This window comes from Mesorhizobium sp. L2C084A000 (assembly GCF_000502875.1).
In the GTDB taxonomy this organism is placed as follows: domain Bacteria; phylum Pseudomonadota; class Alphaproteobacteria; order Rhizobiales; family Rhizobiaceae; genus Mesorhizobium.
In genome coordinates, this window is the sequence record NZ_AYWX01000008.1 from 1 (window position 1) to 24,193 (window position 24,193).

The 24,193-nt window shown below is 63.3% G+C and carries 29 protein-coding genes and 1 tRNA gene; 15 read left to right on the forward strand and 15 right to left on the reverse strand.

Annotated elements, in window-relative coordinates:
- The 3 genes from exbB to X735_RS149135 form a co-directional block, all read left to right on the forward strand.
- Nucleotides 1-483, forward strand: a 483-nt coding sequence (exbB, locus tag X735_RS149145; protein WP_023811694.1) for a tonB-system energizer ExbB, incomplete at its 5' end; no start/stop codon positions are given.
- Nucleotides 484-487: 4 nt separating this feature from the next.
- The gene (gene exbD, locus X735_RS149140) at nucleotides 488-955 is read left to right on the forward strand and encodes a TonB system transport protein ExbD (protein WP_023811695.1); all 468 of its coding nucleotides are present in this window, start codon (nucleotides 488-490) and stop codon (nucleotides 953-955) included.
- The gene (locus X735_RS149135) at nucleotides 952-1,896 is read left to right on the forward strand and encodes an energy transducer TonB (protein WP_023811696.1); all 945 of its coding nucleotides are present in this window, start codon (nucleotides 952-954) and stop codon (nucleotides 1,894-1,896) included. The genes exbD and X735_RS149135 overlap by 4 nt, the downstream gene beginning before the upstream one ends.
- 150 nt (nucleotides 1,897-2,046) lie before the next feature.
- On the opposite strand, the gene X735_RS149130 is transcribed toward X735_RS149135, so the two are convergent.
- From X735_RS149130 to X735_RS149105, 6 genes are all read right to left on the reverse strand, one after another.
- The gene (locus X735_RS149130) at nucleotides 2,047-2,367 is read right to left on the reverse strand and encodes a hypothetical protein (RefSeq protein ID WP_031213427.1); all 321 of its coding nucleotides are present in this window, start codon (nucleotides 2,365-2,367) and stop codon (nucleotides 2,047-2,049) included.
- Nucleotides 2,368-2,488: 121 nt separating this feature from the next.
- Nucleotides 2,489-2,746, reverse strand: coding sequence for a hypothetical protein (locus X735_RS149125; RefSeq protein ID WP_081734866.1), 258 nt, complete (start codon nucleotides 2,744-2,746; stop codon nucleotides 2,489-2,491).
- A 4-nt stretch (nucleotides 2,747-2,750) separates the two neighbouring features.
- Nucleotides 2,751-3,005 carry a hypothetical protein gene (locus X735_RS149120; protein ID WP_023811699.1) on the reverse strand — a complete coding sequence of 85 codons (255 nt, stop codon included), beginning with the start codon at nucleotides 3,003-3,005 and terminating at the stop codon, nucleotides 2,751-2,753.
- Between the two features lie 67 nt (nucleotides 3,006-3,072).
- Nucleotides 3,073-4,137: a SagB/ThcOx family dehydrogenase gene (locus X735_RS149115; RefSeq protein WP_023811700.1), complete on the reverse strand. Its 1,065-nt coding sequence runs from the start codon at nucleotides 4,135-4,137 to the stop codon at nucleotides 3,073-3,075.
- A 427-nt stretch (nucleotides 4,138-4,564) separates the two neighbouring features.
- Nucleotides 4,565-5,314, reverse strand: a complete 750-nt coding sequence (locus X735_RS149110) for a helix-turn-helix transcriptional regulator (protein WP_023811702.1) — start codon at nucleotides 5,312-5,314, stop codon at nucleotides 4,565-4,567.
- A gap of 326 nt (nucleotides 5,315-5,640) precedes the next feature.
- Nucleotides 5,641-5,716, reverse strand: a tRNA-Ala gene (locus X735_RS149105).
- A gap of 259 nt (nucleotides 5,717-5,975) precedes the next feature.
- Between X735_RS149105 and X735_RS149100 the strand changes: the two genes are divergently transcribed.
- Together X735_RS149100 and X735_RS149095 are read left to right on the forward strand one after the other, a co-directional pair.
- Nucleotides 5,976-6,266: a YggT family protein gene (locus X735_RS149100; RefSeq protein ID WP_023811703.1), complete on the forward strand. Its 291-nt coding sequence runs from the start codon at nucleotides 5,976-5,978 to the stop codon at nucleotides 6,264-6,266.
- A 13-nt stretch (nucleotides 6,267-6,279) separates the two neighbouring features.
- On the forward strand, nucleotides 6,280-6,597 hold the full coding sequence (locus X735_RS149095) for a DUF167 family protein (protein WP_023811704.1): 318 nt from the start codon (nucleotides 6,280-6,282) through the stop codon (nucleotides 6,595-6,597).
- Between the two features lie 17 nt (nucleotides 6,598-6,614).
- On the opposite strand, the gene X735_RS149090 is transcribed toward X735_RS149095, so the two are convergent.
- The 3 genes from X735_RS149090 to X735_RS149080 are packed head-to-tail and all read right to left on the reverse strand — an operon-like array spanning nucleotide 6,615 to nucleotide 9,311.
- Nucleotides 6,615-7,496: a MurR/RpiR family transcriptional regulator gene (locus X735_RS149090; RefSeq protein WP_013528979.1), complete on the reverse strand. Its 882-nt coding sequence runs from the start codon at nucleotides 7,494-7,496 to the stop codon at nucleotides 6,615-6,617.
- A 10-nt stretch (nucleotides 7,497-7,506) separates the two neighbouring features.
- Nucleotides 7,507-8,574, reverse strand: a complete 1,068-nt coding sequence (ugpC, locus tag X735_RS149085; protein ID WP_023811705.1) for a sn-glycerol-3-phosphate ABC transporter ATP-binding protein UgpC — start codon at nucleotides 8,572-8,574, stop codon at nucleotides 7,507-7,509.
- Nucleotides 8,575-8,576: 2 nt separating this feature from the next.
- Nucleotides 8,577-9,311 (reverse strand): SDR family oxidoreductase, encoded by a 735-nt coding sequence (locus X735_RS149080; RefSeq protein WP_032909304.1) that lies wholly within the window; start codon nucleotides 9,309-9,311, stop codon nucleotides 8,577-8,579.
- 271 nt (nucleotides 9,312-9,582) lie between these two features.
- Here X735_RS149080 and X735_RS149075 point away from each other — a divergent pair, with 271 nt between their 5' ends.
- The 4 genes from X735_RS149075 to X735_RS149060 all read left to right on the forward strand — a co-directional run bounded on the left by X735_RS149075 (nucleotide 9,583) and on the right by X735_RS149060 (nucleotide 14,149).
- Nucleotides 9,583-10,815 (forward strand): sugar ABC transporter substrate-binding protein, encoded by a 1,233-nt coding sequence (locus X735_RS149075; RefSeq protein ID WP_023811707.1) that lies wholly within the window; start codon nucleotides 9,583-9,585, stop codon nucleotides 10,813-10,815.
- A 137-nt stretch (nucleotides 10,816-10,952) separates the two neighbouring features.
- The gene (locus tag X735_RS149070) at nucleotides 10,953-11,822 is read left to right on the forward strand and encodes a sugar ABC transporter permease (RefSeq protein ID WP_023811708.1); all 870 of its coding nucleotides are present in this window, start codon (nucleotides 10,953-10,955) and stop codon (nucleotides 11,820-11,822) included.
- Nucleotides 11,819-12,643, forward strand: coding sequence for a carbohydrate ABC transporter permease (locus X735_RS149065; RefSeq protein ID WP_013528984.1), 825 nt, complete (start codon nucleotides 11,819-11,821; stop codon nucleotides 12,641-12,643). The genes X735_RS149070 and X735_RS149065 overlap by 4 nt, the downstream gene beginning before the upstream one ends.
- 24 nt (nucleotides 12,644-12,667) lie before the next feature.
- On the forward strand, nucleotides 12,668-14,149 hold the full coding sequence (locus X735_RS149060; RefSeq protein WP_023811709.1) for a M81 family metallopeptidase: 1,482 nt from the start codon (nucleotides 12,668-12,670) through the stop codon (nucleotides 14,147-14,149).
- A 114-nt stretch (nucleotides 14,150-14,263) separates the two neighbouring features.
- On the opposite strand, the gene X735_RS149055 is transcribed toward X735_RS149060, so the two are convergent.
- The 6 genes from X735_RS149055 to X735_RS149030 form a co-directional block, all read right to left on the reverse strand.
- Nucleotides 14,264-16,318 (reverse strand): M3 family metallopeptidase, encoded by a 2,055-nt coding sequence (locus tag X735_RS149055; RefSeq protein ID WP_023811710.1) that lies wholly within the window; start codon nucleotides 16,316-16,318, stop codon nucleotides 14,264-14,266.
- Nucleotides 16,319-16,415: 97 nt separating this feature from the next.
- Nucleotides 16,416-16,850 carry a hypothetical protein gene (locus tag X735_RS149050; protein WP_023811711.1) on the reverse strand — a complete coding sequence of 145 codons (435 nt, stop codon included), beginning with the start codon at nucleotides 16,848-16,850 and terminating at the stop codon, nucleotides 16,416-16,418.
- On the reverse strand, nucleotides 16,847-17,491 hold the full coding sequence (locus X735_RS149045) for a carbonic anhydrase (RefSeq protein ID WP_023811712.1): 645 nt from the start codon (nucleotides 17,489-17,491) through the stop codon (nucleotides 16,847-16,849). Before X735_RS149045 ends, X735_RS149050 begins: the two co-directional genes overlap by 4 nt.
- Nucleotides 17,492-17,639: 148 nt before the next feature.
- Complete coding sequence (locus X735_RS149040; protein ID WP_023811713.1) at nucleotides 17,640-18,410, reverse strand: DUF429 domain-containing protein; 771 nt, start codon at nucleotides 18,408-18,410, stop codon at nucleotides 17,640-17,642.
- Nucleotides 18,407-19,291, reverse strand: a complete 885-nt coding sequence (pdxY, locus tag X735_RS149035) for a pyridoxal kinase PdxY (protein WP_023811714.1) — start codon at nucleotides 19,289-19,291, stop codon at nucleotides 18,407-18,409. The genes X735_RS149040 and pdxY overlap by 4 nt, the downstream gene beginning before the upstream one ends.
- A 13-nt stretch (nucleotides 19,292-19,304) precedes the next feature.
- Nucleotides 19,305-19,556, reverse strand: coding sequence for a hypothetical protein (locus X735_RS149030; protein ID WP_023811715.1), 252 nt, complete (start codon nucleotides 19,554-19,556; stop codon nucleotides 19,305-19,307).
- Nucleotides 19,557-19,718: 162 nt separating this feature from the next.
- Here X735_RS149030 and X735_RS149025 point away from each other — a divergent pair, with 162 nt between their 5' ends.
- The 6 genes from X735_RS149025 to ppa all read left to right on the forward strand — a co-directional run bounded on the left by X735_RS149025 (nucleotide 19,719) and on the right by ppa (nucleotide 24,177).
- Nucleotides 19,719-20,357 (forward strand): LemA family protein, encoded by a 639-nt coding sequence (locus X735_RS149025; protein ID WP_023811716.1) that lies wholly within the window; start codon nucleotides 19,719-19,721, stop codon nucleotides 20,355-20,357.
- Nucleotides 20,358-20,557: 200 nt separating this feature from the next.
- Nucleotides 20,558-21,373 carry a YgcG family protein gene (locus X735_RS149020; protein ID WP_031213429.1) on the forward strand — a complete coding sequence of 272 codons (816 nt, stop codon included), beginning with the start codon at nucleotides 20,558-20,560 and terminating at the stop codon, nucleotides 21,371-21,373.
- Between the two features lie 4 nt (nucleotides 21,374-21,377).
- A complete protein-coding gene (locus tag X735_RS149015; RefSeq protein ID WP_023811718.1) occupies nucleotides 21,378-22,259 on the forward strand; it encodes a YgcG family protein in 882 nt (293 codons plus the stop codon).
- Between the two features lie 8 nt (nucleotides 22,260-22,267).
- Nucleotides 22,268-22,906 (forward strand): TPM domain-containing protein, encoded by a 639-nt coding sequence (locus X735_RS149010; protein ID WP_023811719.1) that lies wholly within the window; start codon nucleotides 22,268-22,270, stop codon nucleotides 22,904-22,906.
- Nucleotides 22,907-23,023: 117 nt separating this feature from the next.
- Nucleotides 23,024-23,530: a GNAT family N-acetyltransferase gene (locus tag X735_RS149005; RefSeq protein WP_023811720.1), complete on the forward strand. Its 507-nt coding sequence runs from the start codon at nucleotides 23,024-23,026 to the stop codon at nucleotides 23,528-23,530.
- Nucleotides 23,531-23,643: 113 nt separating this feature from the next.
- Complete coding sequence (gene ppa, locus X735_RS149000; protein ID WP_013528997.1) at nucleotides 23,644-24,177, forward strand: inorganic diphosphatase; 534 nt, start codon at nucleotides 23,644-23,646, stop codon at nucleotides 24,175-24,177.
- Nucleotides 24,178-24,193 lie beyond the last annotated feature (16 nt).

Genomic DNA, 24,193 nt, shown 5'->3' on the forward strand with positions numbered 1-24,193 from the left:
GGCCCCGGCGCGCTGCTGGTGCGGGCGGCCGAGGAGGAGACCGCACTCTCGGCCGGCGCGCTCGATCATGTCTCGGGCGACGGCCTCAAGGAACGGGTCACGTCGCGCCTGTCGCGCATCGAGGCGGCGGCGGCGCGGCGCATGTCGCGCGGCACTGGCGTGCTGGCGACGATCGGCTCGACAGCGCCCTTCGTCGGCCTGTTCGGTACGGTCTGGGGCATCATGAACGCCTTCATCGGCATCTCGCAGGCGCAGACCACCAATCTCGCAGTGGTCGCGCCGGGCATCGCCGAGGCGCTGCTGGCCACCGCGATGGGTTTGGTCGCGGCAATACCGGCCGTCGTCATCTACAACGTCTTTGCCCGCTCGATAGCCGGCTATCGGCAGGTCCTCGCCGATGCCTCGGCCGGGGTCGAACGGCTGGTCAGCCGCGACCTCGACTTCCGTACCGTCGCGCCGGCAACGCCACTGGCGGCGGAGTAGCGCCATGGGAAGCAGAATCCGACAGACCATGGATGACGATCTCGAGGAAAGCCACGAGATCAACGTCACCCCGTTCATCGATGTCATCCTGGTGCTGTTGATCATCTTCATGGTCGCGGCACCGCTGGCCACGGTGGATGTCAATGTCGACCTGCCTGGTTCGACCGCAACGCCCGCGCCGAGGCCCGAGACACCGCTGTTCCTGACGCTGAAGGACGATCTGACGCTGGCGATCGGTAATGACAGCGTGCCGCGCCCGGCTTTCGCCACGACGCTGGACGCCAAGACCAAGGGCGACAAGCAGACACGCATCTTCCTGCGCGCCGACAAGGCGGTCGCCTATGGCGACCTGATGGAGGCGATGAACCTATTGCGCGGCGCCGGTTATCTGAAGATCGCGCTGGTCGGCCTGGAGACGGCTCCCGCGTCCAATTCTCCGGCGCCCGCAGCCACGGGTGCGCCGACGCCATGACGCAGGCGGTCGCTGTGCCCTCGGTCCAGTTGTCGCGCTTCGGTTGGCGCGACCTTGGCTTGTGGGCCGGTGCTGCCGCGCTGGTCCTTGGAGCCCATGTCGCGGTCGCCTATGCAGTGCAGAACCTCACAATGGTCACCGAAGCGGATGGCGGTCCCCCCCCCGCGCAGATGATCGAGATGGCACCGATGGTGGTGATGCCGGCCGTGGAAGAACAGGTCGCCGCGCTGGATGCGGTGACGCCAGATCAGACCGAACCGACACCGACGACCGAGCCGACACCTGAAGAACCGGTCGAAAAGGCGGAGCCGGTTGTCGAGCCGCCGGAAGCGGTCGCGCCAGACGAGACCCAACCCACCCAGACCGAAACGGCTGAAGAGGTCGATCAGCCGCCGCCGGACGAGGTCGTCCCGGATGTTGTCGAGGCTGTCACGCCAGACGTCGTCATTCCCTTGCCGCAGCCGAAACCGGTCGAAGCTGTCAAAGACAAGAAACCGGTCGCGGCCAAGGCGAAAAAGCCTGTCGAGAAGCCCAAGCCGCGGCCTAAGAAGGAGAAGGCGCCCCCGCCGAAGACGGCAACCGCCGCCAGCGCCGACGCACGGCCTGCGGCCAGGACCGCCGCGCCGAAGTCGGCGGAATCGACGTCTCGCTCCGGCGACTCCAGCAAATGGGACTCCCGTCTGGGCGCCTGGATCAAGCGGCACACGCGCTATCCCAGCTCTGCCAAGGCCCGACGCGTCGAAGGCAGGCCGTATGTCGCCTTCACGGTCGACTCGTCCGGCCGGGTCCTGTCCGCCAGGCTCTCTCGTTCCTCGGGGGATGCGGATCTGGACCGTGCGGCGCTCGCCGTGCTGCAAGGCGCCACGGTGCCGGCACCGCCACCGGAACTTGGTTCGCGTCTGAGCCGTACAGCGCCGTTCGTGTTCAGCCTGCGCAACTAGAGCATTCACCGTTTCACGGAAACGGCGAGCTGCTCTAACTCTTTGTTTTGACGCAATTCTCTACGGAAAGCGCTACGCGCTTTTCCCGGGAAAACCGCTTCACACTTTTCCTAGAATTGCTCTAGAGCCGAACTTGATCGGGCCGGCCTGTCAATAGGCCAGTGACAGGCTCAGGGCCTCGACCTGTTCGAGATAGAATCGGCATTTCGTGCGCAAGGGCCCGAGGCCCGGGTCATCGGCGCCGTTGATCTCGACGGTCTGCATCATGAAGTCGAAATGGGCGTGGAAAGCGTCCACTGTACCCCAGAGACTGTCGGCCTGGCAGCTGTCGGCAATCGCCATCGAGACGAGTTGGCGGGCCTCGACCCGCGCGGCGTCAGGCGACGGCGGCCGCCTGGCGATCAAGACGTCGAGCCGGCTGAAAATGCTTTCCCTGGCATCGACGCTTCTGATGTTGGCTATCATGTTCATGTGCAGGTCCCCCTTGGCATTCCAGACGCGCAATAGGTTCCGGTCCGAAATTGAAAAACTGGTGATCAGAGCATTTTCAGCGGCGCCAATGAACGCGTCGCGTTTGGGCGGGCGACATGCATCAAGCTTGAGCGACCGACCGCCGGTCCTGCGGGCAGGATGCAATCAGGGCCGGGATGGCGGTTGCATCGGAGGGGTGGCCCCTGATGATGTTGGCGACCTCGGCATCGGCCTGCTCGAACCAGTAGACCATGTCGGCGCGGCGCAGGTCCGTCGCGGCCTTCTTCAGCAAGGGCAGCAGGCTTTGCAACGCGCACAGTGTCTCCCACCGGTTTGGGGAGGTCGAGCCGGCCACCGCGCATGCGGCTGACGATTGCATGTCGCTACGCTCTCCGTGGCTGGACGGCCCGAGTGTCTTTTGCCTGCGCCTTGGGGTGCAGCGGGTTGCCGCTGAGCTGCGCATGCCTGGCCGGCCGTGCGCCGCGAAGAACGTCGAAGGCCTCTGCATAGGCCATGCCGAGCAGATAGGAGATCATCGGAAAACGGCTGGCTTCGGCCATTTGCACGAGCTCATTGGTCATCGACGAAATATATTGAAGACTATCGATTTCCGACTGGCGTAAGGATTGATTTGGCACGTGCTGCTCCTGTCTCTGGTTATACCTAGGGAACGCGTTACTGGCCGCGATGCACATAGTTGGTCGACTAATTGATGGATTGGCCCGCCGTCGAGGGATCTCTTTCCGGGGTCGAGAGGGTCAAGGCATAGATCGGTGCGTCGGTGAAACTGTCGAGACCAAGCAGCCGCTTGATCGCGGAATGACTGAGCGCGGCTGTCGGACACGCCGACAGGCCATGGTTGGTCGCCGCCAGCATGATGTTCTGGCCGATATGGCCGGCCTCGATCAGCACGACACGATAGGCGTTGGCGTCCTCATATTTCCACATCGTGCGATCGAGCCTGGCGCAAAGCAGGACCAGGCACGGCATGGCGTCGGCCCACTCCTGTCCGCCGACCAGTTCGGAGATCTTCGGCAGATGGTTTGCAGAAATCCTGCCAAGGTCGTGATCCGCGGCGGAATAGTGATAGACACCGGGTTCGAGGCCATCGACGCCGAGCGCGACCACATAGGCCTCATAGGGATTTCGCGCGCCGCCTGAAGGGGTCATGCCGAGCGGCAGGGTGCCAACGCAATTGGCGGTCTCGCCGATGATGCCGAGCCCTGCGAACAGGCAATCGGAAAGCTGTTTGGCCGTGATGGTGGGCTGAGCCGCCGTGCGGTTGGTGCGGCGCCGCGCCATCAAGCTGAGAAGTTCATTGTCTTCCAGTGCATTCGGCAGCTGGATGGCGCCCGCGGAATTCTTGAGCATGAGGTTCGGCTGCGGCGTATGGCCGGCGCGTTCTATCTGCCGCTCTTCCGCTTGCTCGATGGTCATGTATTCGCTGTCCTGGACGCAGAAATGCATCAGCGCCGTCGGAAGCCCCCAACTCCATTGTCCTGAAAACTGTTCCTCCTGCTCGGCGAGAGGCGATCCGGCTGTGACCAGCGCGGAGAAATCGAGCAACTGGGGAACGACAGCCTTCAACTCGGACTTCGACCATCCATGGGCGCGGGCAATGTCCGCCGTCGATGCCCATTTGTCCCACGATGCGAGAAGGCCGACCATCTCGGGGCTGCATTCAAACACGCTTCTGGTCAGGAAGTTGCATGCCGTGACCTTGTTCGGTCCGGGGTAGAAAACAAGCGTTTTCGAAGAGCGCATTTTCATGAAGCTGGTTGCCATCTGCGGAGCCGAGGCGCCGACAAGCAAGACGCTCGTCGGCGCAGAACGGCTTCAGCGCTTGTTGTAGTGCATGCCCTGCGAAAAGAAGACGGTCTGCGTGCCGGCGGCAATCGTCAGCTTCGGAGCATTGGTCACTTTCTTGGCCATTTTCATCCCTTTCCTGACCCCGATTGGGATCCGTTGAAAGACCCCCAGAACGGGATCCGCGTGAAGAAAGGTAAGGTCGGAAGAGTTAATGGTTTGTTAAAATTATAGTAAAACCACGAGCCTAAGACGGACCCGTGGATTATCTTTCCTGGCATTAAAGTGTAAAATATCGATTTTATTCAGATACAGAGTAGACAATCGTTGGCATACGCTTTATCGGCGTACGCTTATTCTTATTCGGCGTAAGACACGGCGATCCGAGGGGTTAGCCCAACCCATCCCGGGTGAGGCTGACAACCAGTTGATCGACGCCCGGATCGTCGAGATTGATGACATGCGCCATGCTGATGGCATCCCTTGGGTGGATGTTGGCGATGTCGCGCCGCATGATGACGGACACGAATGCCGGGCCGGCCTCCGTCAGTAGCATGGCCTTGCCCATCAGCACCGGTTCGGAGATGGGAGCCCATTGCACGGAGATCAGCGACGGCTCTCCGGTCTGGCGGCGATTGATGCCGCTGAAATAAATCCAGTTCAGCCGCGAGATCGCCACGCCATAGTGATTGCCGCGCGCCCGTGCCCAGGTCGATCCCCGGCGCTCCGACCATCCGGTGACCCTTCGGAAGGTGACCAGTTCGGCTTCGCGCCTCACGAAGGTCACCGAGCGCATCAGGAGGTCGAGGCGGCCTGGGATCGAGAAATAGGTGAAATAGGTGCCGCCCGCGATCGAAGGACTGGGAGGGCGGATCATCTGGTTGAACAGGCTCTCGGAAACCGGCGGCAGGCCACGCATCGCTGGCTCGGGTGCGCCGGGATCCTGGTACAGTTCGGCCTCGTCGATCCGAAAGTAATCGCATATCAGCTTGGCGGTGGCCTTGTTGGGAACGGTCTGCCCTTGCAGGTAGCGTTCGAACTGCGTGCGGTTGATGTGCAGCTCACGGCACACCGCACTTACGGAGGCATGTTCCTTGCATAGCCGTCTAAGGTTTACAGCGAGATTCTCGCGAATTGACACGTCTTTGCTTCCGCAGGCGGATTTTTCATTTCGACTCGAAATCGATATAGCGCCTCCGGTCGCCCCCGCCGAAACGCCCTGGTCACAACGCACAGAAAAACTGATTTGGTAACGTCAATTTAGTGGGGTGGTTTCCAAAAAAAACGGAAACAATCGGTGAGCGCTTCCGCCATAAGTCCAATTGACAAAAATTTTGCCGGATATTGCGAAATAGGCGATGTAGCGCGGCCTTTTAAGGTGCGCTGGGCATAGCAATGCTAACGCGGGGCAAGCCGGGACGAGCGTCGCGGACCGCATCTGGCGCGGAGAGTGGAGAATTATTCCACTGGTGGAGCTGAGGAGGATCGAACTCCTGACCTCGTCATTGCGAACGACGCGCTCTCCCAGCTGAGCTACAGCCCCGTCCAGCGGATGGGCGCATTTATCGGGCGCCGCGGTTTCCTGTCAAGGCGGAGGTTTGCCGAAATCCAGTGCCGTCAAGCGTCGAGCTGGCGCCGGCGGAAAGCGGCCCTTGCCGGTTTTGTGTAGTCGTGCCTTCGTTGGGGTGTCGCGACATGCAGCCCTACAGGTCCGACCGAGCCGGCATTGGCGCCCCACAGAAAGGCGGCCCTTGCCGGTTTCGCGTGCAATGGCTACATGTCGGCAACAATTGGAGACCGGCATGCTCGCCCTCATTCAAACAATCGTCATGGCGCTTGACCTCTACTGGTGGATCATCATCGCCTCGGCGATCTTTTCCTGGCTCTACGCCTTCAACGTCGTCAATTCGAAGAACCAGTTCGTCGGCAGCATCGGGAACATGCTCTACCGGCTGACCGAGCCGGCGTTGCGGCCGATCCGCCGCTTCATGCCGGACCTTGGCGGCATCGACATCTCGCCGATCATCCTGCTTCTGATCCTGTTCTTCCTGCGGCAGTTTCTGCTCACCACGGTGGCGCCTCTGATCCTGTGAGCAGGATGACCTTATGAGCACGCCGTTTCGCCTGCGCGAAAACGGCGCCGAGCTGTTTGTCCGGCTGACGCCAAAAGCTGCGCTGGACAGGCTCGAAGGCTTCGAGGCCACGGCGGACGGGCGAAGCCATCTGAAAGCGCGCGTCCGCGCCGTACCGGAAAACGGCAACGCCAATCATGCGCTCGAAAAGCTGCTGGCCAAGGCTCTGGGCGTGCCCGGGTCCGCTGTCTCGGTTGTCGCTGGCGGCACCGCGCGGCTGAAGACCGTGCGCATTGAAGGCGATCCGGCGACGTTGGCGAATAGCATCGAGGCGCTCGGCCATCAGTCCTGATGTCCTTGTCGGAGGGTTCAATCGCCCAATGGCAAACGCGGATCGTCGACTTTCAACGTGTTCACGCTCTGCTTGATGCGGCGCAGATTCTCCAGAACCCTTGGTCCGCGCGTCTCGGCGACCGAGGTGACGATCATGTCGACGATCGACAGCAGCGCATAGCGCGACGATGTCGGCTTGTAGATATTGCCGTCCTCGAGCGACTGGAAATGGATGACCGTGTCGGCGACCTTGGCGAGTGCGGAGTCCGGCGGGGTGATGGCGATCGTGGTGGCGCCATATTGCTGGGCGACCTGCACCGCATCGATGACCGATCGCGCATAGCCGGAGACAGAGAAGGCGATCAGCGTGGTGTCAGGGGTGGCGACGGCGGCGTACATGCGTTGCAACTGTCCGTCGATCTGCGCCAGCACCGACACGCCAAGCCTGAACAGCCGGTTCTGCATTTCGGTCGCCATCATGGACGAAATGCCACCGGAGCCGATGCACAGCACATTACCGGAAACAGCGATGCGTGCGGCGACGGCGACCAGCGTCGTCATGTCGAGGTTTTCGCTGGCGCGCTGGATGGCCGATATCGCCGCTTCGGTGATGGCGGAAGCGATGCGCTGTTCGCGGGCATCGCGGCTCAACGGTTCCGGCGACAGATACTGGCCGCCGATGGCGATGGCCTGCGCCAGATAGAACTTGAAGTCGCGCAGGCCCTCGCAGCCGAGATTGCGGCAGAACCGCGTCACCGTTGGCTCACTGACGCCGACGCGGGCGGCAATTTCCGAGATCGCTGCCTTGGAGACGAAATCGAGGTCTGCCAAGACGAAGCCGGCCAGCTTGCGATCCGACTTCGTTCCGTCCTGCGACATCAGCTGCAGGCGCGTGATGATGTCGGCCGGCGTCTTCATGCTGCTATTTTCATAGAGGCAGCCCCGTCGCCTTGTCGAACAGATGGATGTTGCCGGGATCGACCGAGACCGGGAGCAGGTCTCCCGGCCTGACCGGCACCCTGTCACGGAACACGGCACGTACCGTATCAGCACCGATAGCGCCGTAGACATGGGTTTCGGAGCCGGTGGGCTCGACGACATCCACCCTGATCGCCATCGCGTCGACAGCCTCGCCGATGACAAAATGCTCGGGCCGGATGCCAGCCTCCACCGCGCTGTCCGCCGGCACCTGTTTGCCGGCAAGCGCAAGCCGCCCGCCACCGGCCGATTCGAACCAGGTTTTCTGAGCTGCCGCCTTGAGCGAACCGGACACAAAGCTCATCGACGGGGAGCCGAGGAAACTAGCCACGAACTTGTTGGCCGGCCTGTCATAGAGCTCCAGCGGCGCCCCCACCTGCTGGATCCTGCCGCGGTCCATCACGACGATGCGGTCGGCCATCGTCATGGCCTCGATCTGGTCGTGGGTGACGTAGACGATCGTCGATTTCAGCCGCTGGTGCAGCGCCTTGATCTCGACGCGCATCTGCACGCGCAATTGTGCGTCGAGGTTGGACAGCGGCTCGTCGAACAGGAACACAGACGGTTCGCGTACGATGGCGCGGCCCATGGCGACGCGCTGGCGCTGGCCGCCCGACAGCTGGCGGGGATAGCGGTCGAGATAGGAGAAGAGATTAAGGACGCCGGACGCCTTCTTGACCTTCTCGTCGACCACCGTGCGCGTCTCACCGCGTATCTTCGGGCCAAAGCCGATATTGTCAGATGCCTTCAGATGCGGAAACAGTGCATAGGACTGGAACACCATGGCGATGTTGCGCTGCTGCGGCGGCAGCGCGTTGGCGCGCACGCCGCCGATCAACAGGTCGCCGGAGGTGATCGTCTCTAGGCCGGCCAGCATGCGCAGCAAGGTCGACTTGCCGCAGCCGGACGGGCCGACCAGCACGACGAACTCGCCGCTCTTGATATCGAGGCTGATGTTCTCGAGGATATTGTGCTGCCCGAAGGATTTCGACAGGTCGCGAAATTCGACGTCGGTCATGGTCACGCTCCCAGAATGTCGTCGATGAATGGCAGGCAACCGGCGGTCAGCCCCGCGTCCACGGGCATCACCACGCCTGTTATTCCAGATGCACGATCGGACGCAAGGAAAGCGACGGCTTCCGCGACTTCCGAAGCGTTGACGATGCGGCCGAGCGGATAGAGCCGCTGCAGCTTGCCGAGGATTTCGGGATCCTTGGCAAGGCGGTGGTCCCAGGCGGCGGTGCGGATCGATCCGGGGCAGACGACATTGGCGCGCAGGCCGCTGCGGCCGAGTTCGACGGCGATCGCCTTGGCGTAAGCGTTGATGCCGGCCTTGGCCGCGGCATAGGCGGGATTGCCGAAATGCGCGATGGCATTGACCGACGAGATGAAGACGACACTGCCGGAGCCGCGGCCGGCCATCGCCTTGACCAGCGGGTCGGCGAAGTTCATCACGCCGGTCAGGTTGAGGTCGAGTTCCTGCTCTATTCTGTCGGGATCGAGCGCCGAAATCGTCTCTGCGCGTGTCCAGCCGGCATTGTTGACGAGAATGTCGGGCACGCCATCGCGGTCGAGGATCGCAGCGATCGCCGTGGTTATCGACGCCTTGTCGAGAAGATCGAAGACGTGGCGGGAGGCAAAATGCGGGCTCTTCAACGCCTCGCTCGACTGGTCGCAGCCTATGACCCTGGCGCCCCTTTGCGCCATCAGCGCCACGATCGCCGTGCCGAGGCCGCCGCCAGCACCCGTCACCACGACAGTCTTGCCCTCGAACTCGGTCCTGCCTTCGAACTTGGCCCTGCCTTCGAACTCGGCCCTGCCTTCGAACTCGGATTGCGAAACCACCGTGCGTCATCCTCCGGGAGTTCTGACAGATCGTGCAAGGCCTAGGCCCGTAAATGTAATTAAGCAACAAAATAATCCGCTTGCAAGCCTTCAAATCATCGATAATGTAGGAAAGTCACATAATCTTCTGCTCCGGCAACGAAGAGGCGCGCAGGCGCAAAATCAAAATGGGAGAGATCAAATGAGCCTTGCAAAATGGACTGTCGGCCTGATGGCCGGAATGAGCACGCTGGCAATTGCGGCGCAGGCGGATGCGGGCGAGGTGCGGGTCACCGTGGCCGAGTACAGCGCCAAGACTGCTCCCTATTTCGCCGACGTCAAGAAGGAATTCGAGGCGGCGAACCCCGGCATCACCGTCAAGTTCGAAGTGGTGCCGTGGGATGTGCTGCTGCAGAAGCTGACCACCGACATCACCGCCGGCACCAATGCCGATCTGTCGATCATCGGCACGCGCTGGCTGATCGACTTCGTCCAGCAGGATGTCGCCGAGCCGCTCGACGGCTACATCAAACCCGACTTCAAGGACCGCTTCATCGATACCTTCCTGTCGCCCTCGATCATGGACGGCAAGACCTACGGCCTGCCGATCGCGGCCTCGGCGCGCGCCATGTACTACAACAAGGAGCTGTTCGAGAAAGCCGACATCGCCAAGCCGCCGGCAACCTGGACCGAGCTGCAGGACGATGCGCGCAAGATCAAGGCGTTGGGGTCCGGCACGTTCGGCTTCGGCCTGCAGGGCAAGGAGATCGAGACCGACGTCTATTACTATTATGCGATGTGGTCGCAGGGTACCGAAATCCTCAACAAGGACGGCACTTCGGGCCTGAGCACGCCAGGTGCGCTTGAGGCCGCCAAGCTCTATAAGTCGATGATCGACGAAGGCCTGACCGAACCCGGCGTCACCTCCAACAACCGCGAGGATGTGCAGAACCTGTTCAAGCAGGGCAAGGTCGGCATGATGATCACCGCACCCTTCCTGTCCAACCAGATCAAGGACGAGGCGCCCAACCTGAAATACGGCGTGGCGGCCATTCCGGCTGGTCCGACCGGCGCGCGCGGTACCTATGGCGTCACCGATTCCATCATCATGTTCAAGAACTCCAAGAACAAGGACGAGGCCTGGAAGCTGCTCGACTTCCTGTTCACCACGGAGCAGCGCGCCAAGTTCACACAGGGCGAAGGCTTCCTGCCGGTGAACAAGGAAGAAGCCAAGATGGACTATTACGTCAACAATGCCGATCTGGCGGCGTTCACCGCGCTCTTGCCCGACGCCCGCTTCGCGCCGGTCATTCCGGGCTGGGAAGAAGTCGCCCAGATCACGTCGGACGCCATGCAGAAGATCTATCTCGGCGGCGACCCCGAGGCAGGATTGAAAGACGCAGCAGCCAAGGCCAATGCAGTGCTGAAGAAGTAGGGCGTATCTCCCTGCGCCCGTGGCGCGCTCCACTCAGGCGGGGCGCGCCACCCCTTGGTTCCCGGCCCGGTGCGGCGGATCCGAAATTCGCATAAGCAGACCTTCTGATCCAGCGCACCGAGGTTGCAGGCCAGCAGATGCAAAATCGTTTCTTGCCCTATCTCCTGACCTTGCCCAGCCTGTTTCTGGCGGCGGTGGTCATCTTCTGGCCGGTCTGGGACCTGATCCAGATCTCGACGCATGAGGTCAGCCGCTTCGGCCAGCTTCGCGACTTCAACGACTTCGCCAATTTCGCGGCACTCGCTGCCGATCCCGATTTCACGGCCGCGCTCTGGCGCACCGGCCAATGGACGGTGATGGTGGTCGGCGGTGCGCTTCTCTTGTCGATCCCGGTGGCGATGATCCTCAACACCGATTTCTATGGCCGCGGCATCGCCCGCGTCATCATCATGCTGCCCTGGGCGGTGTCGCTGACCATGACCGCGGTGGTCTGGCGCTGGGCGCTGAGCGGCGAAAGCGGCATGCTCAATTCGGCGCTGATCGGCCTCGGGCTCATCGATCACAACATCCAATGGCTGGCGAGCGCCGAGACCGCTTTCCCGATGCAGGTGCTGATCGGTATCCTGGTGACGGTGCCGTTCACGACCACGATCTTTCTCGGCGGGCTGTCGTCGATTCCGGACGATCTCTACGAGGCGGCGGCGCTCGAAGGGGCGACGCCGCTGCAGCAGTTCCGCGAAATCACCTTTCCGCTCCTGAAACCGTTCATCAACATCGCCATCGTGCTCAACACCATCTACGTCTTCAATTCCTTCCCGATCATCTGGGTGATGACGCAGGGCGGCCCGGCCAACTCGACCGATATCCTGGTCACCCATCTCTACAAGCTGGCCTTCCGCATCGGCAAGCTGGGCGAAGCGTCGGCGGTGTCGCTGGTGATGTTCGCCATATTGCTGGTCTTCACCATGATCTATGTGCGGCTGGCGATGCGGGAGCAACGCACATGACGAGCAAGCTGAAGCGCTCCATCATCGCCTGGCTGCTGCTGGCGCCGCTGATCGTGGTGACGCTCTTTCCCTTCGCGGTGATGTTCCTGACCGCGGTCAAGCCGAGGCAGGAAGTGCTGTCGCCGACCTGGTGGCCGAGCGAATTCCGCTGGTCGAATTTTTCCGACATGTGGGTGGCGACCGGCTTCGGCCAGGCGCTGCTCAATTCGCTCTACGTGTCTGTGATCGCCACAGTCGGCGCCATCCTGATCTCGGTTCCGGCGGCCTATGCGATGTCGCGCTTCCGCTTTGCCGGCTACGGCGCCTTGCGCCAGTTCCTGCTGATTTCGCAGATGATCTCGCCGATCGTGCTGGTGCTTGGCCTGTTCCGGCTGATGGCGGCCTGGGGCCTGGTCGAGAGCACGACGGCGCTCGGCTTCATCTACATGGCCTTCAACGTCGCCTTCACGGTGTGGATGCTGCAGAGCTATTTCGACACCATTCCGCGCGATCTCGAGGAGGCGGCCTGGATGGAAGGCGCCGGCCGCTGGCTGACCTTGCGCAAGGTGTTCCTGCCGCTCTGCCTGCCGGCGATCGCGGTGACGGCGATCTTCACCTTCATCAATGCCTGGAACGAATTCGTCGTGGCGCTCACCATGTTGCGCAGCCAGGAAAGCTACACGCTGCCGATCCAGGTGTTCTCGCTGGTCGCCGGCCGCTACACCATCGAATGGCATCACGTCATGGCCGCCACGCTGCTGGCGACCTTGCCGGTGGCCATCCTGTTCATCTGGCTACAGCGTTATCTCGTTCGCGGGCTGGCGCTCGGAGCGGTCAAGTAGCCGCTATCTTTCTACGGAGCTTTCATGCGCATCTTCACCGCCTCGCTGGCGACGGAAACCAACACCTTCTCGCCGGTGCCGACCGATAGGGCCTCGTTCGAGATGGCCTTCTATGCCGGGCCCGGCAAACATCCGGACACGCCGACGCTGTGCTCCTCGCCGATGGTGGCGCTGCGCCGGCGGGCAGCGGCCGAAGGCCTCGATGTCATCGAGGGCACCGCAACCTGGGCGGAGCCGGGCGGCCTGGTGCAGCGGCAGACCTATGAGGTTCTGCGCGACGAGATCCTTGGCCAGCTCGAGGCCGCGCTGCCGGTCGATGCTGTCATCCTCGGCCTGCATGGCGCCATGGTGGCGCAAGGCTATGACGACTGCGAAGGCGACCTGCTCGAACGGGTTCGCGCAATGGTCGGGCCGGAGGTGGTGATCGCAGTGGAACTCGATCCGCACAGCCATCTGACACCGAAGCGCGTGGCGGCCTCCGACATCCTCGCCTACTTCCTCGAATTTCCGCACACCGATTTCTACGAGCGCGGCGAACACGTCGTCGAGCTTGGGCTTGCGGCGGCGAGGGGCGAGATCAAGCCGGTCATTTCGACCTTCGATTGCCGCATGATCCAGGTCCTGCCGACCAGCCGCGAGCCGATGCGCTCTTTCGTCGACCGGATCAAGGCGCTGCACGGCAAGGACGGCGTGCTGTCGGTCTCCGTCATCCACGGCTTCATGGCGGCCGACGTGGCCGAGATGGGCACGCGCATCCTGGCCGTCACCGACAATGACAAGGCCAAGGGCGACGCGCTGGCGGAACGGCTCGGGCGGGAACTCTACGCGCTGCGCGAAAAGACGGCGATGACGATGCTGAGCGCCGCCGACGGCATCGATCGGGCGCTGGCCGTGCGCGCCGAGAATCCGGGCAAGCCGGTGGTCATCGCCGATATCTGGGACAATCCCGGCGGCGGTGTGCCCGGCGACGGCACCTTCGTGCTGCGCCAGATGCTGGCGCGTAGCCTGGACAAATTCGCCGTGGCGACGATCTGGGATCCGATCGCCGTCACCTTCTGCCTGGCGGCCGGCGAGGGCGCGGTCATCAACCTGCGCTTCGGCGGCAAGGCCGGGCCGCAGGCCGGCGAGCCGATCGATGCGCGCGTGCGCGTGCTGAAGGCGGTTCCGGAGGGTTGGCAGAGTTTCGGGCCAAGCCGGGTGACGCTCGGGCCGACGGCGCTGGTCCGCCTCGAAGGCACCGAGGTAGACATCATCCTCAACACCAATCGCACGCAGACCTTCGAGCCGGATATCTTTTCCAACATCGGCGTCGATCCGCTGGCCAAGGACGTGCTGCTGATCAAGTCGACCAACCATTTCTACGCCGGCTTCGAGCCGATCGCCGCCGAGATCATCTATGTCTCGGCGCCAAGTTCATATCCCAGCAATCCGGCGGTGACCGATTACAAGAAGCTGACGCGGCCGGTGTGGCCAAGGATTGCGGATCCGTGGAAGGTGGCTGGGTAATCTCCCCCCTTGCGGGGGAGATGTCGCCGAAGGCGACAGAGGGGGTCGTCGCGCGTGAAGCGCCAACCTTCTTCTGCCGCAGCAGGTCGAGTCCGGTCGAACCGACCCCCAGCGCTACACCAGCCCGCGCTTCACCATCATTGCTTCCGGCGACGGCATCTTGCCGCGAAATGCCGTATAGAGCTCTTCCGGGTCCTTCGAGCCGCCAGCGGCATAGATGTGCTTCCTCAGCCGTTCGGCCAGCGCCGGGTTGAAGGGGTCGCCGGTCTCCTCGAAGGCGGCGAAGGCGTCGGCATCGAGCACCTCCGACCACATGTAGGAGTAATAGCCGGCCGAATAGCCGTCACCGGAAAACACATGGCCGAAATGCGGGGTGCGGTGGCGCATGGCGATGGTGTCAGGCATGTGCAGCTTCGCAAGCGTTTCGGCCTCGAAACGAAGTGGCTCCTGCGGGGCATCAGGCCGTGCATGGTAGGCCATGTCCATCAAGGCGGAGGCGGTGAATTCTACCGTTGCGAAGCCGGCGCCAAACGTGCGCGCGGCCAGCATCTTGTCGAGCAGCGCCTTGGGCATCGGCTTGCCGGTCTTCACATGCAGCGCGTGCTTTTCCAGCACCGCCGGCACGGTCAGCCAATGTTCGTAGAGCTGCGAGGGCAGTTCGACGAAATCGCGGCTGACGGAGGTGCCCGAAACCGAGGGCCAGGTGACGTCGGTCAGCATGCCGTGCAGAGCATGACCGAATTCGTGGAACAGCGTTTTCGCCTCGTCCACCGACAGCAGCGCCGGCTCGCCGGCCGGCGGCTTGGCGAAGTTCATGATGTTGTAGATGACCGGGCTCGCACCGTGGCCGAGCCTGTAGCCGGATTGCAACGCGCTCATCCAGGCGCCAGAGCGCTTTGACGGCCGGGCGAAATAGTCGGCCAGGAACAGGCCGTGCTCGCTGCCATCGGCATTCTTCACCACGAAGACGCGGGCATCCGGATGCCAGGCCGCGATGCCCTTTTTCTCTTCGAAGGTGATGCCGAACAACCGTGTCGCCACATCGAAGCAAGCGTCGATGATGCGGTCGAGCTGCAAATAGGGCTTCAGTTCCGCCTCGTCGAAGGCGAATTTTTCCGCGCGCAGTTTCTCCTGGTAGAAACGCCAGTCCCAGGCAGCGAATTTTTCGTTGCTGCCGGCCTCCGTCGCCAACCGTTGCAATTCGATCTGGTCGCTTGCTGCCTTCTCCAGCGCCTTCTCCCACACCGGATCGAGCAGCGCGTGTACCGCCTTCGGCGTCTTGGCCATGGTGTCATCGAGCTTCAGCGCGGCGAAGGAGGCATAGCCGAGCAGCTTTGCCTTTTCGGCCCGCAGGCGCAGCATGTCGCGCACCACGTTCGTGTTGTCGGTGGTGTCGCCATTCTGCCCGCGCATGGTGAAGGCGCGGAAGGCGATCTCGCGCAGGTCGCGGCGTTCGGAGAAGGTCGAGAACGGCTCATAAATCGAGCGCGACAGAGTGACGGCATAGCGGCCCTTCTGGCCACGCATTTCGGCGGCCTCGGCCATGGAGCTTTTCACGAAATCCGGCAGGCCGGCAAGGTCGGCGTCATCGAGGAACAGCGCCCAGTCGCGCTCGTCGGCCAGCACATTCTGGCCGAAAGCCGTGCCGAGCGAGGACAATTCCTCGCTGATGCGTGCCAACCGTTTCTTGCCGTCGGCGTCGAGCTTGGCGCCGGAACGGACGAAGCCCTTCCAGGTCTTTTCCAGCACCCGCAGGGTCTCTGCGTCGAGCTTCAGGCTCTCGCGGCGCTGGTAGAGATCGTCGATGCGGGCAAACAGCCGCTCATTCATCGAAATCGCCGAGAAATGCCTGGACATTTTCGGCGAGATGTCGCGCTCCAGCGCCTGGATCGTCTCGTTGGTGTAGGCGCCGGCGCGGCACCAGAAGATCGACGAGACGCGGTCGAGCGCTTCGCCGCCGAGTTCCAGCGCGGCAAGCGTGTTCTCGATGGTCGGCGCATCCTTGCAGCCGGCGATCGCCTCGATCTCGGCCTCGTGCGCCTTCAGCGCCGCGTCGAAGACCGGGGAGAAGTCGCCGTCACCAATGCGCGTGAAATCGGGCAGGCCGAGCGGCCCTTGCCACGCGGTCAGCGGATGGGCGGCGAGGTCGACGGCTTTCGTGGAAGGCATGGACAGTCTTTCGCTGGTGAGGGCAGGCAGGTGGATGGTACCCGATGTAGGGCGCGGCTGGCGGACCCGCAATATGCGGATTTGGCCGATATCGGCCTCAGAAGCCGTCGCAGTTCTCGGCGATCGTGGCTTGCGAACTGGCGGTGATGCGGTTGTCGCTTACCGCGAAGGTTTCGTGCATCAGCATGTCGTTGTTGGGGAAATCGTAGCAGGCGACCACCGTGGTGACGCCGCCTTCGCTTTTCTCGACCCTGTGCCGGATTGCCGCACCGGCAACCGCACCTTTCCACTCGTCGATCGAAGCGATGAATTCCTGCTTGCTTTGCACGATGCCGAGGTCGTCCAGCTTGATGCGGACATCGTCGGCGAGCAGGTCGGACAGTTCGGTGCGGTCGGCGACCAGCAGCGCCGAATACCAGCGGCTGATGAGGGCACGATCATCGGCGCGGGCGGCAATAATCGCTACCAGCAGCGCGGCCGCCGTCAAAACGATCGACCTGATGTTCACCACCTTGCGCGCCGCTGTGTTCATCCCAGCTCCGGCCGTTCGAAATCGCCGGTCTCCTTGTTCATCGTCCAGAGTTCGCCGGTCGAGATGTCGAACCAGGCCCCATGCAGCGACAGTCGCCCCTTGCCCTCGAGAATCGAGACGCAGGGAAAGGTTCTGAGGTTGGCGATGGAATAGCGGATCGAGATGCGCTCCAGCGCGGTCTGGCGCTCCGACGCGGTCATGAAGGTGCTGGAGGAGACGGTTTCGGCCGCCGGCGCGATCAGGCTCATCCACTTGCCGATGAAGTCGCCCGGCGACAGCGGCGCGGAGTTGGTGTCGAGCGCTGCACGGATGCCGCCGCAGCGGCCATGGCCCATGACGACGATGTTCTTGACCTTGAGGCTCTGCACGGCGAATTCAAGCGCCGCCGAGGTCGAATGGAACTCGCCGTCGGGAGCATAGGGCGGCACCAGATTGCCGACATTGCGCAGCACGAAGAGTTCGCCGGGCCCGGCGTCGAAGATCGCCTCGGGCGCCGAACGCGAATCGCAGCACGCGACGATCATCGTCTCCGGCGCCTGGCCTTCCCGAGCGAGATCGCGATAGCGCCCGCTCTCTGTGAGATAGCGGCCATTCATGAAATTGCGGTAGCCGGCGAGAAGATGTTCAGGGAGATGGGACATGGGCGGCGTCTGGAGCCTTTCCGGGTTGGATGCGGCAGCTCGTTGCGGTCTAGAGAGGCTCTAGCGGCAAAAGCCGGTCGCGAGCAATGCAGAATTATGAGGGCTGGCTAGAAATGCCATGCATCGAGCGCAACCTTGGCCAACAGCGTTACGCCCAGATGGCGACAGGAATGCCAAAGCTGTCGCGGCCCGGCGGGTCGGGCAGCGGCCGTGCCTCACCGCTGGCGATGCGACCGGCGATCAGCATCATTGCGGCCGCGTCGAGGAAATCATCGGCTGCTGCGCCGCGCGGTGGCGGCTGGTCGAGAAAGCCCGTCTCATAGCCATGCCGGCAAAGCAGAGCCTTGCGTTCCGCCATGCCGGCCGGATTGATGCTGCCCTTGATCTTCTTCGGCAGTTGCATGGCCTGATCGCCGTTCAAGCGGCAGAAAGCGACTTCCGGATGCGATTCGTAGACGCGGCCGCGCAGATCGGGTCGCGCGATCAGCAGGGCGTCGATCTCGCGAATCTTGGCAAAAATGCCGAAGGCCTGGATCGAGACGCCACGCGGCGGGTCGGATGTGGTCATGGCCACTTCGCTTGCGCGGATGTGAGCGGCATACCAGGCTTCAATGGTGGTGAAGTCGCCGGTATCGGCATAGAGCGCGGCGCGGGAGGGGATCGAGAAGACGCTGGATTGGCGTGCCCCGAGCAGCGGCCGCACCAGCGCTTCGGGGCCGCGACCGCCCTTGCCCGACAACTCGGGCAGGCCGATCGGCATGTCGACAGCGATGACAGTATCTGTGGGAAGCGATGCGAGCAGGGCAGTGAAGGTTGCAAAGACACCGACCGACGGTGCCATGCCAGAAGCGCGCCGGACGGCGATCCAGCCGGCCTTGCAGCCGTCGACGCCGACAAGCACGGCCTCAGTCGACGTCACGCCCGGCGGCCCCGCCCCGGATGCGTGAGGTGGCGAAGCTGGACCATCGCCATCGGATGCGACAGGCTCTGCGCATCGGTTTCGAGCTGCAGTTCGTCGCCGCCGCGCTTGGCGGTGCGCGCCAGGATCTCGTAGACCGCCGCCGTCGTCGATTGCAGCGCCTTGATCGGCGGCTGGCCGGACAGGATGCGTGCCAGATAGACGGCCGCCGTCAGGTCGCCCAGGCCATTCGGCGGCTTGTCGATCAGGCGATGTTCGGCGAGCAGCGCCTGGCTGCTATCGAGCAGCAGATTGCCGGTGCCGCCCATCATCATCGACGGCGCCGAGGTGACCAGCATGGTCGATGGTCCGGCGTGGAGCGCTGCCGCGATCGCCGATTTCAGGTCGGGCAACGCGGCGCCGGCCATCCATTCCAGTTCGTAGCGGTTGGGGGTGGCTATGTCGGCGATCGGCATCAGCCGGTCGCGCATGGCGATGGCGGTGGGCTCGGGCACGTAGAGGCCGCCCGAATCACCCATCACCGGATCGCAGATATAGACGGCGCCGGGCGTCCTTGCTTTCACCGCGGCGACCAGCGAGGCGACGGCCTCGGCCTGGCCGGCCTCGCCGAGATAGCCGGACAACACGGCGCCGACCTCACCCAGCCATGGTGCCCGCTCGAGATCGGCCATCAGCGCCTTGAACTGGTCGAGCGGCGGCACGATGCGCGTTGCCCGTCCATGGCCGGGATGCCAGGGCAGGATGACGGTCGGCACCGCCCAGACAGGGAAACCCAGGGTCTCCAGCGCAAAGACGGCGGCACGGTTGCCGACCGAGCCGCGCGCGACATGGCTGGAAATGACGATGACCGCACGCGGCGCGTCGGTTTGTTCGGCGCTCATTGTCGTTTGATTCCTAACTGCCCCGGATGACGTAAAGCACGAGCCAGACCATCAGGCCCAGCGCCAGCAGCAGGCCGAGCGTGCGGCCAAAGCGGGTGCCCCAGACCTCGATCGGATCGGCACGATCGGCATCGGCCGCCGTGACGTGATCGTGCATGCCTTTCGCGGCCCGCGATACAAACGAGTTGCCGGCCGGATCCGTCTCGTGCGCAATGCGCTCGAGGATACGGCGCGATTCCTTCTCGCTGTCCTGGCGCTCCGCCATGATGATGTCCCGTTTTGCAGGACCTTATCGCGTTCGTACGGCCAATCACAGAGCCTTGCAGCGGCATTGGGCATGCCAGGCGAGGGCTGCCGGCCCGGGCGGTTTTCTTGCGCGCTGATTGTGGTAATGCTTCGCGTGCAACTTCTACCGAGGGACCCCATCATGTTTGCCCAGCGCCTTGCCTCGCCGTCCACGTTCCGCACGCTGCCCGCCTTCCTGATGATGGCGATCGTGCTGCCGCTGCTTGCCGGCTGCGGCTACAACACCATCCCCACAGCGGAAGAAAACGCCAGGGCGGCATGGAGCGAGGTGCTGAACCAGTATCAGCGCCGCGCCGACCTCATCCCCAACCTGGTCGAGACGGTGAAGGGTTATGCCTCGCACGAAAAGGATACGCTCGACGCGGTGGTCGAGGCACGCGCCAAGGCAACGCAGATCACGGTAACACCGGAAACGCTGAAGGATCCCGAAGCCCTCAAGAAGTTTCAGGATGCCCAGGCGGGGCTGACCAGCGCGCTGTCGCGGCTGATCGCGGTCTCGGAGGCCTATCCCGACCTCAAGGCCAATCAGAATTTCCTGGCGCTGCAAGCCCAGCTCGAAGGCACCGAGAACCGCATCGCGGTGTCGCGGCGCGACTACATCCAGGCGGTCAGGGACTACAATCTGACGCTGAGGACCTTTCCCTCGGTGCTGTGGGCGACCTTCTGGTTCCGCGGCAACGAGCCCTTTGCCAATTTCACCGTCGCCGAAGACAAGATGCAGCCGCCGAAGGTCGATTTCGGCACGAAGCAGGGCGGGTGAAGGACGCATGGTGAGCTTGGTCATTGTCGACCTTGTGTTCCTTCACACCCCCCTCTGTCCTGCCGGACATCTCCCCCGCAAGGGGGGAGATCGGCTGCTTTGGCGGATTGGCCAATTTTCAACATCACAGGAAAAGAGCCGTCAGTGAAGACAGCCAATCTCCCCCCTTGCGGGGGAGATGTCCGGCAGGACAGAGGGGGGTGCCAAGAAACGCCAGCCTGACATTCTTGGCTGTCATTCTCAGCTTCCTCTTCCTGCCACTCGCCATCGCCGCCGATCTCCCCGTCCTGACCGGCCGTGTCGTCGACAATGCCGGCATCCTCGATGCCGCGACCAAGGCGGCGCTGACGCGGAAGCTCGCCGACTTCGAGACAAAAGGCTCCGACCAGATCGTCGTCGCGACGATCCCGAGCCTCGACGGCGAGGAGATCGAGCCTTACGCCAACCGGCTGTTCCGCTTCTGGAAGCTCGGCCAGGCGAAGGAAAACAACGGCGTGCTGCTGCTGGTGGCCCCGAACGACCGCAAGATGCGCATCGAAGTCGGTTATGGGCTGGAAGGTACGCTGACCGACCTGCATACCAAGCTGATCATCGAAAACGACATGGTGCCGGCCTTCCGCGCCGGCGATTTCTCCGGCGGTATCAGCAAGGCCGTCGATGATATGGTTATGGTGCTGGAAGGCAATCCGGAGGAGTTGGAGGCGCGCGGCGAACGCAACCAGCAGGCGCCTTTCGAGTCCGACGACCTGTTCTTCGCCGTCTTCATCAGCATCTGGGCGATCATCTTCTTCGGCAGCATCGCGGTTTCCGTGCTGCCGCCGATCTTCGGCCAGAAGCTCGGTCCCGGCCGCTACCGCTGGCTCGGCATGACCTTCGAGCCAAGCCGGCGATCCTCCCGTGGTGGCTGGTCGTCGGGAAGTTCCAGCGGCGGCTGGTCTTCGGGGTCAAGCAGCGGTGGAGGCTTTTCCGGCGGCGGCGGTTCGTCCGGCGGCGGCGGCTCGTCGGGAAGCTGGTGATGGCATGACGATACCCAGCATCGGCCTGTCGAAACGCGACCGCCTCGCCTCGGCCGTCCTGATTGCCGCGGTCGTGCTGTTCTCCTGTGTCATGGCCCACGCGGCCGACCTGCCGGCGCTGACCGGCCGTGTCGTCGACAATGCCGGCATCATCGATGCCGCGACCAAGGCGGCGCTGACGCGGAAGCTTGCCGACTTCGAGACAAAAGGTTCCGATCAGATCGTCGTCGCGACGATCCCCAGCCTCGATGGCGAGGAGATCGAGCCCTACGCCAACCGCCTGTTCCGCTTCTGGAAACTTGGCCAGGCGGGCGAGAACAATGGCGTGCTCCTGCTGGTTGCCCCGAACGACCGCAAGATGCGCATCGAGGTCGGTTATGGGCTGGAAGGTACGCTGACCGACCTGCACACCAAGCTGATCATCGAAAACGACATGGTGCCGGCCTTCCGCGCCGGGGACTTCTCCGGCGGCATCAGCAAAGCCGTCGATGACATGGTCATGGTACTGGAGGGCAATCCCGAAGAACTGGAAGCGCGAGGCAAGCGCAATCCCGCCGATGGCGGCACGCCCATCGATCCGATCGTTGCCGTGTTCCTGATCCTGTGGGCAACGATGTTTTTCGGCGGGTTGGCGATGGCGTTCCTGCCGCCGATGTTCGGCACGAAGCTGTCGCCGGGCGTGTACAGATGGCTGGGCATGACGTTTCGTTACGGCCGTGGGCCGAGCGGGTACTCGGGCAGCAGCGGCTGGACAACGGGTTCGTCTTCGGGCGGCTGGTCGTCGGGCAGCTCCGGTGGTGGTTGGTCTTCGGGATCAAGCGGCGGTGGCGGGTTTTCCGGTGGCGGCGGCTCATCGGGTGGTGGCGGTTCTTCAGGAAGCTGGTGAGACATATCATGGCAACACGACCAATCAGCCCGCAGGATCATGAGCGCATCGCAACCGCGATCCGCGGCGCCGAGGAGGAAACCGACGGCGAGATCTACTGCGTCGTGGCCCATGCCAGCGACGGCTATTTCTTCCCGGCCGCCTTCATGGCGACCGTGTGCATGCTGATCGTCAGCCTGGCGGTCGGCTACGGTCTGGAGGCCTGGTGGCTGTCGATCCGGCTGCCGCATTTCGTCCTCGCCCAGCTCCTGGCGCTTGCCTGCGTGCTGGCCTTGTTGTGGGCGCTGCCCGGCCTGCGCATCCATCTGGTGCCGAGGCGGCTGCGCTACCAGGCGGCGCACGCCAACGCGGTCAAGCAGTTCCTTGCCCGCAACGTCCACCGCACCACGGCGCGCACCGGCGTGCTGGTCTTCGTCTCGATCGCCGAGCGCTATGCCGAAGTGGTCGCCGATTCGGGCATCGACGCCAAGGTCGGCCAGCATGTCTGGGACGGTGTCGTGCGCGACTTGACCGCGCATGCCGGCGACGACCGGCTTGCCGACGGCTTCGTCAAGGCGATCGAGCAGGTGGGTGCGGTACTGGCCGAGCATTTCCCGGTCACAGTGGGCGACAGCAACGAACTCGACGACCATTTGGTCGAAATCTGAGTCCTTCCAGTGAAGCTTCGAGGGCCCTGTCTTAGGTGGTGACCGCCTGTGAGAAAGCAGCCGGCGGGCCGCCGGGACTCTTGCAATCGGGCGATGCGGGTTTATGGTTAACAAATCATGAATACGCTGACGATCGACATCCGGAAAGCCGACCCGCGCGATGCCAGTGCCATCGCCGAGGTGCATCTGGAGGCCTGGCGCGGCGCCTATTCCGGCATCATTCCGCACCGTACCCTGACATCGATGATCAACCGCCGCGGCACCGACTGGTGGGCGAATGCGATTCGCCGCGCCGCCACCGTCCTGGTGGTCGAGATCGGCGGCAAGATCGCCGGCTATGCGACGATCGGCAAGAACCGCGCCCGCGAATTGCGCCAGCAAGGCGAAATCTACGAATTGTACCTGCGCCCGGAATATCAGGGCATCGGGCTCGGCAGCCGCCTGTTCGCGGCAGCCAGGGCGCGTCTGGCCGATCACGGGTTGAAAGGCATGGTGGTGTGGGCGCTGGAGGACAACCAGAACGCGCTTGCCTTCTATGCCGGCGCCGGCGGCCGCGACGTTGCGGAAGGCGTCGAGATATTCGAGCAGAAGGCGCTCAAGAAGGTCGCTTTCGTCTGGGAATGACAGCCCGGCTTTTCGGCCGCCCGCCTCTTCCGATCGCACCCAGCACCATTCGCCGCATTGCACCATGGCGCGCCGCCCGCTATCGATCGTCCATCGAGAGAGGGATTTAAGCCATGCGCATCGAAGCCATAGCCAGCGGAAAGAACCCGCCTGAGGACGTCAACGTCATCATCGAGGTGCCGATCGGCGGCGAGCCGATCAAGTATGAGATGGACAAGGAAGCCGGCACGCTGTTCGTCGACCGCTTCCTGCACACCTCGATGCGCTACCCCGGCAATTACGGCTTCGTGCCGCACACGCTGTCGGGCGACGGCGATCCGATCGACGTGCTGGTCTGCAACACGCGCGCCCTGGTGCCGGGCTGCGTCATCAACGTCAGGCCTATCGGCGTGCTGATCATGGAAGACAATGCCGGCCAGGATGAGAAGATCATCGCCGTGCCGTCGCCGAAACTGACGCTGCGCTACGAGAACGTTACCGAATACACCCAGCTGCCCGACATCACGCGCCAGCAGGTGCAGCACTTCTTCGAGCACTACAAGGATCTCGAGCCCGGCAAATGGGTCAAGATCGAAGGCTGGCACGATTCCAAATATGCCAAGAAGATGATCGTCGACGCGATCGAGCGGGCCAAGGCGAGCAAGTAGCTGGGCTTAGGCTCTG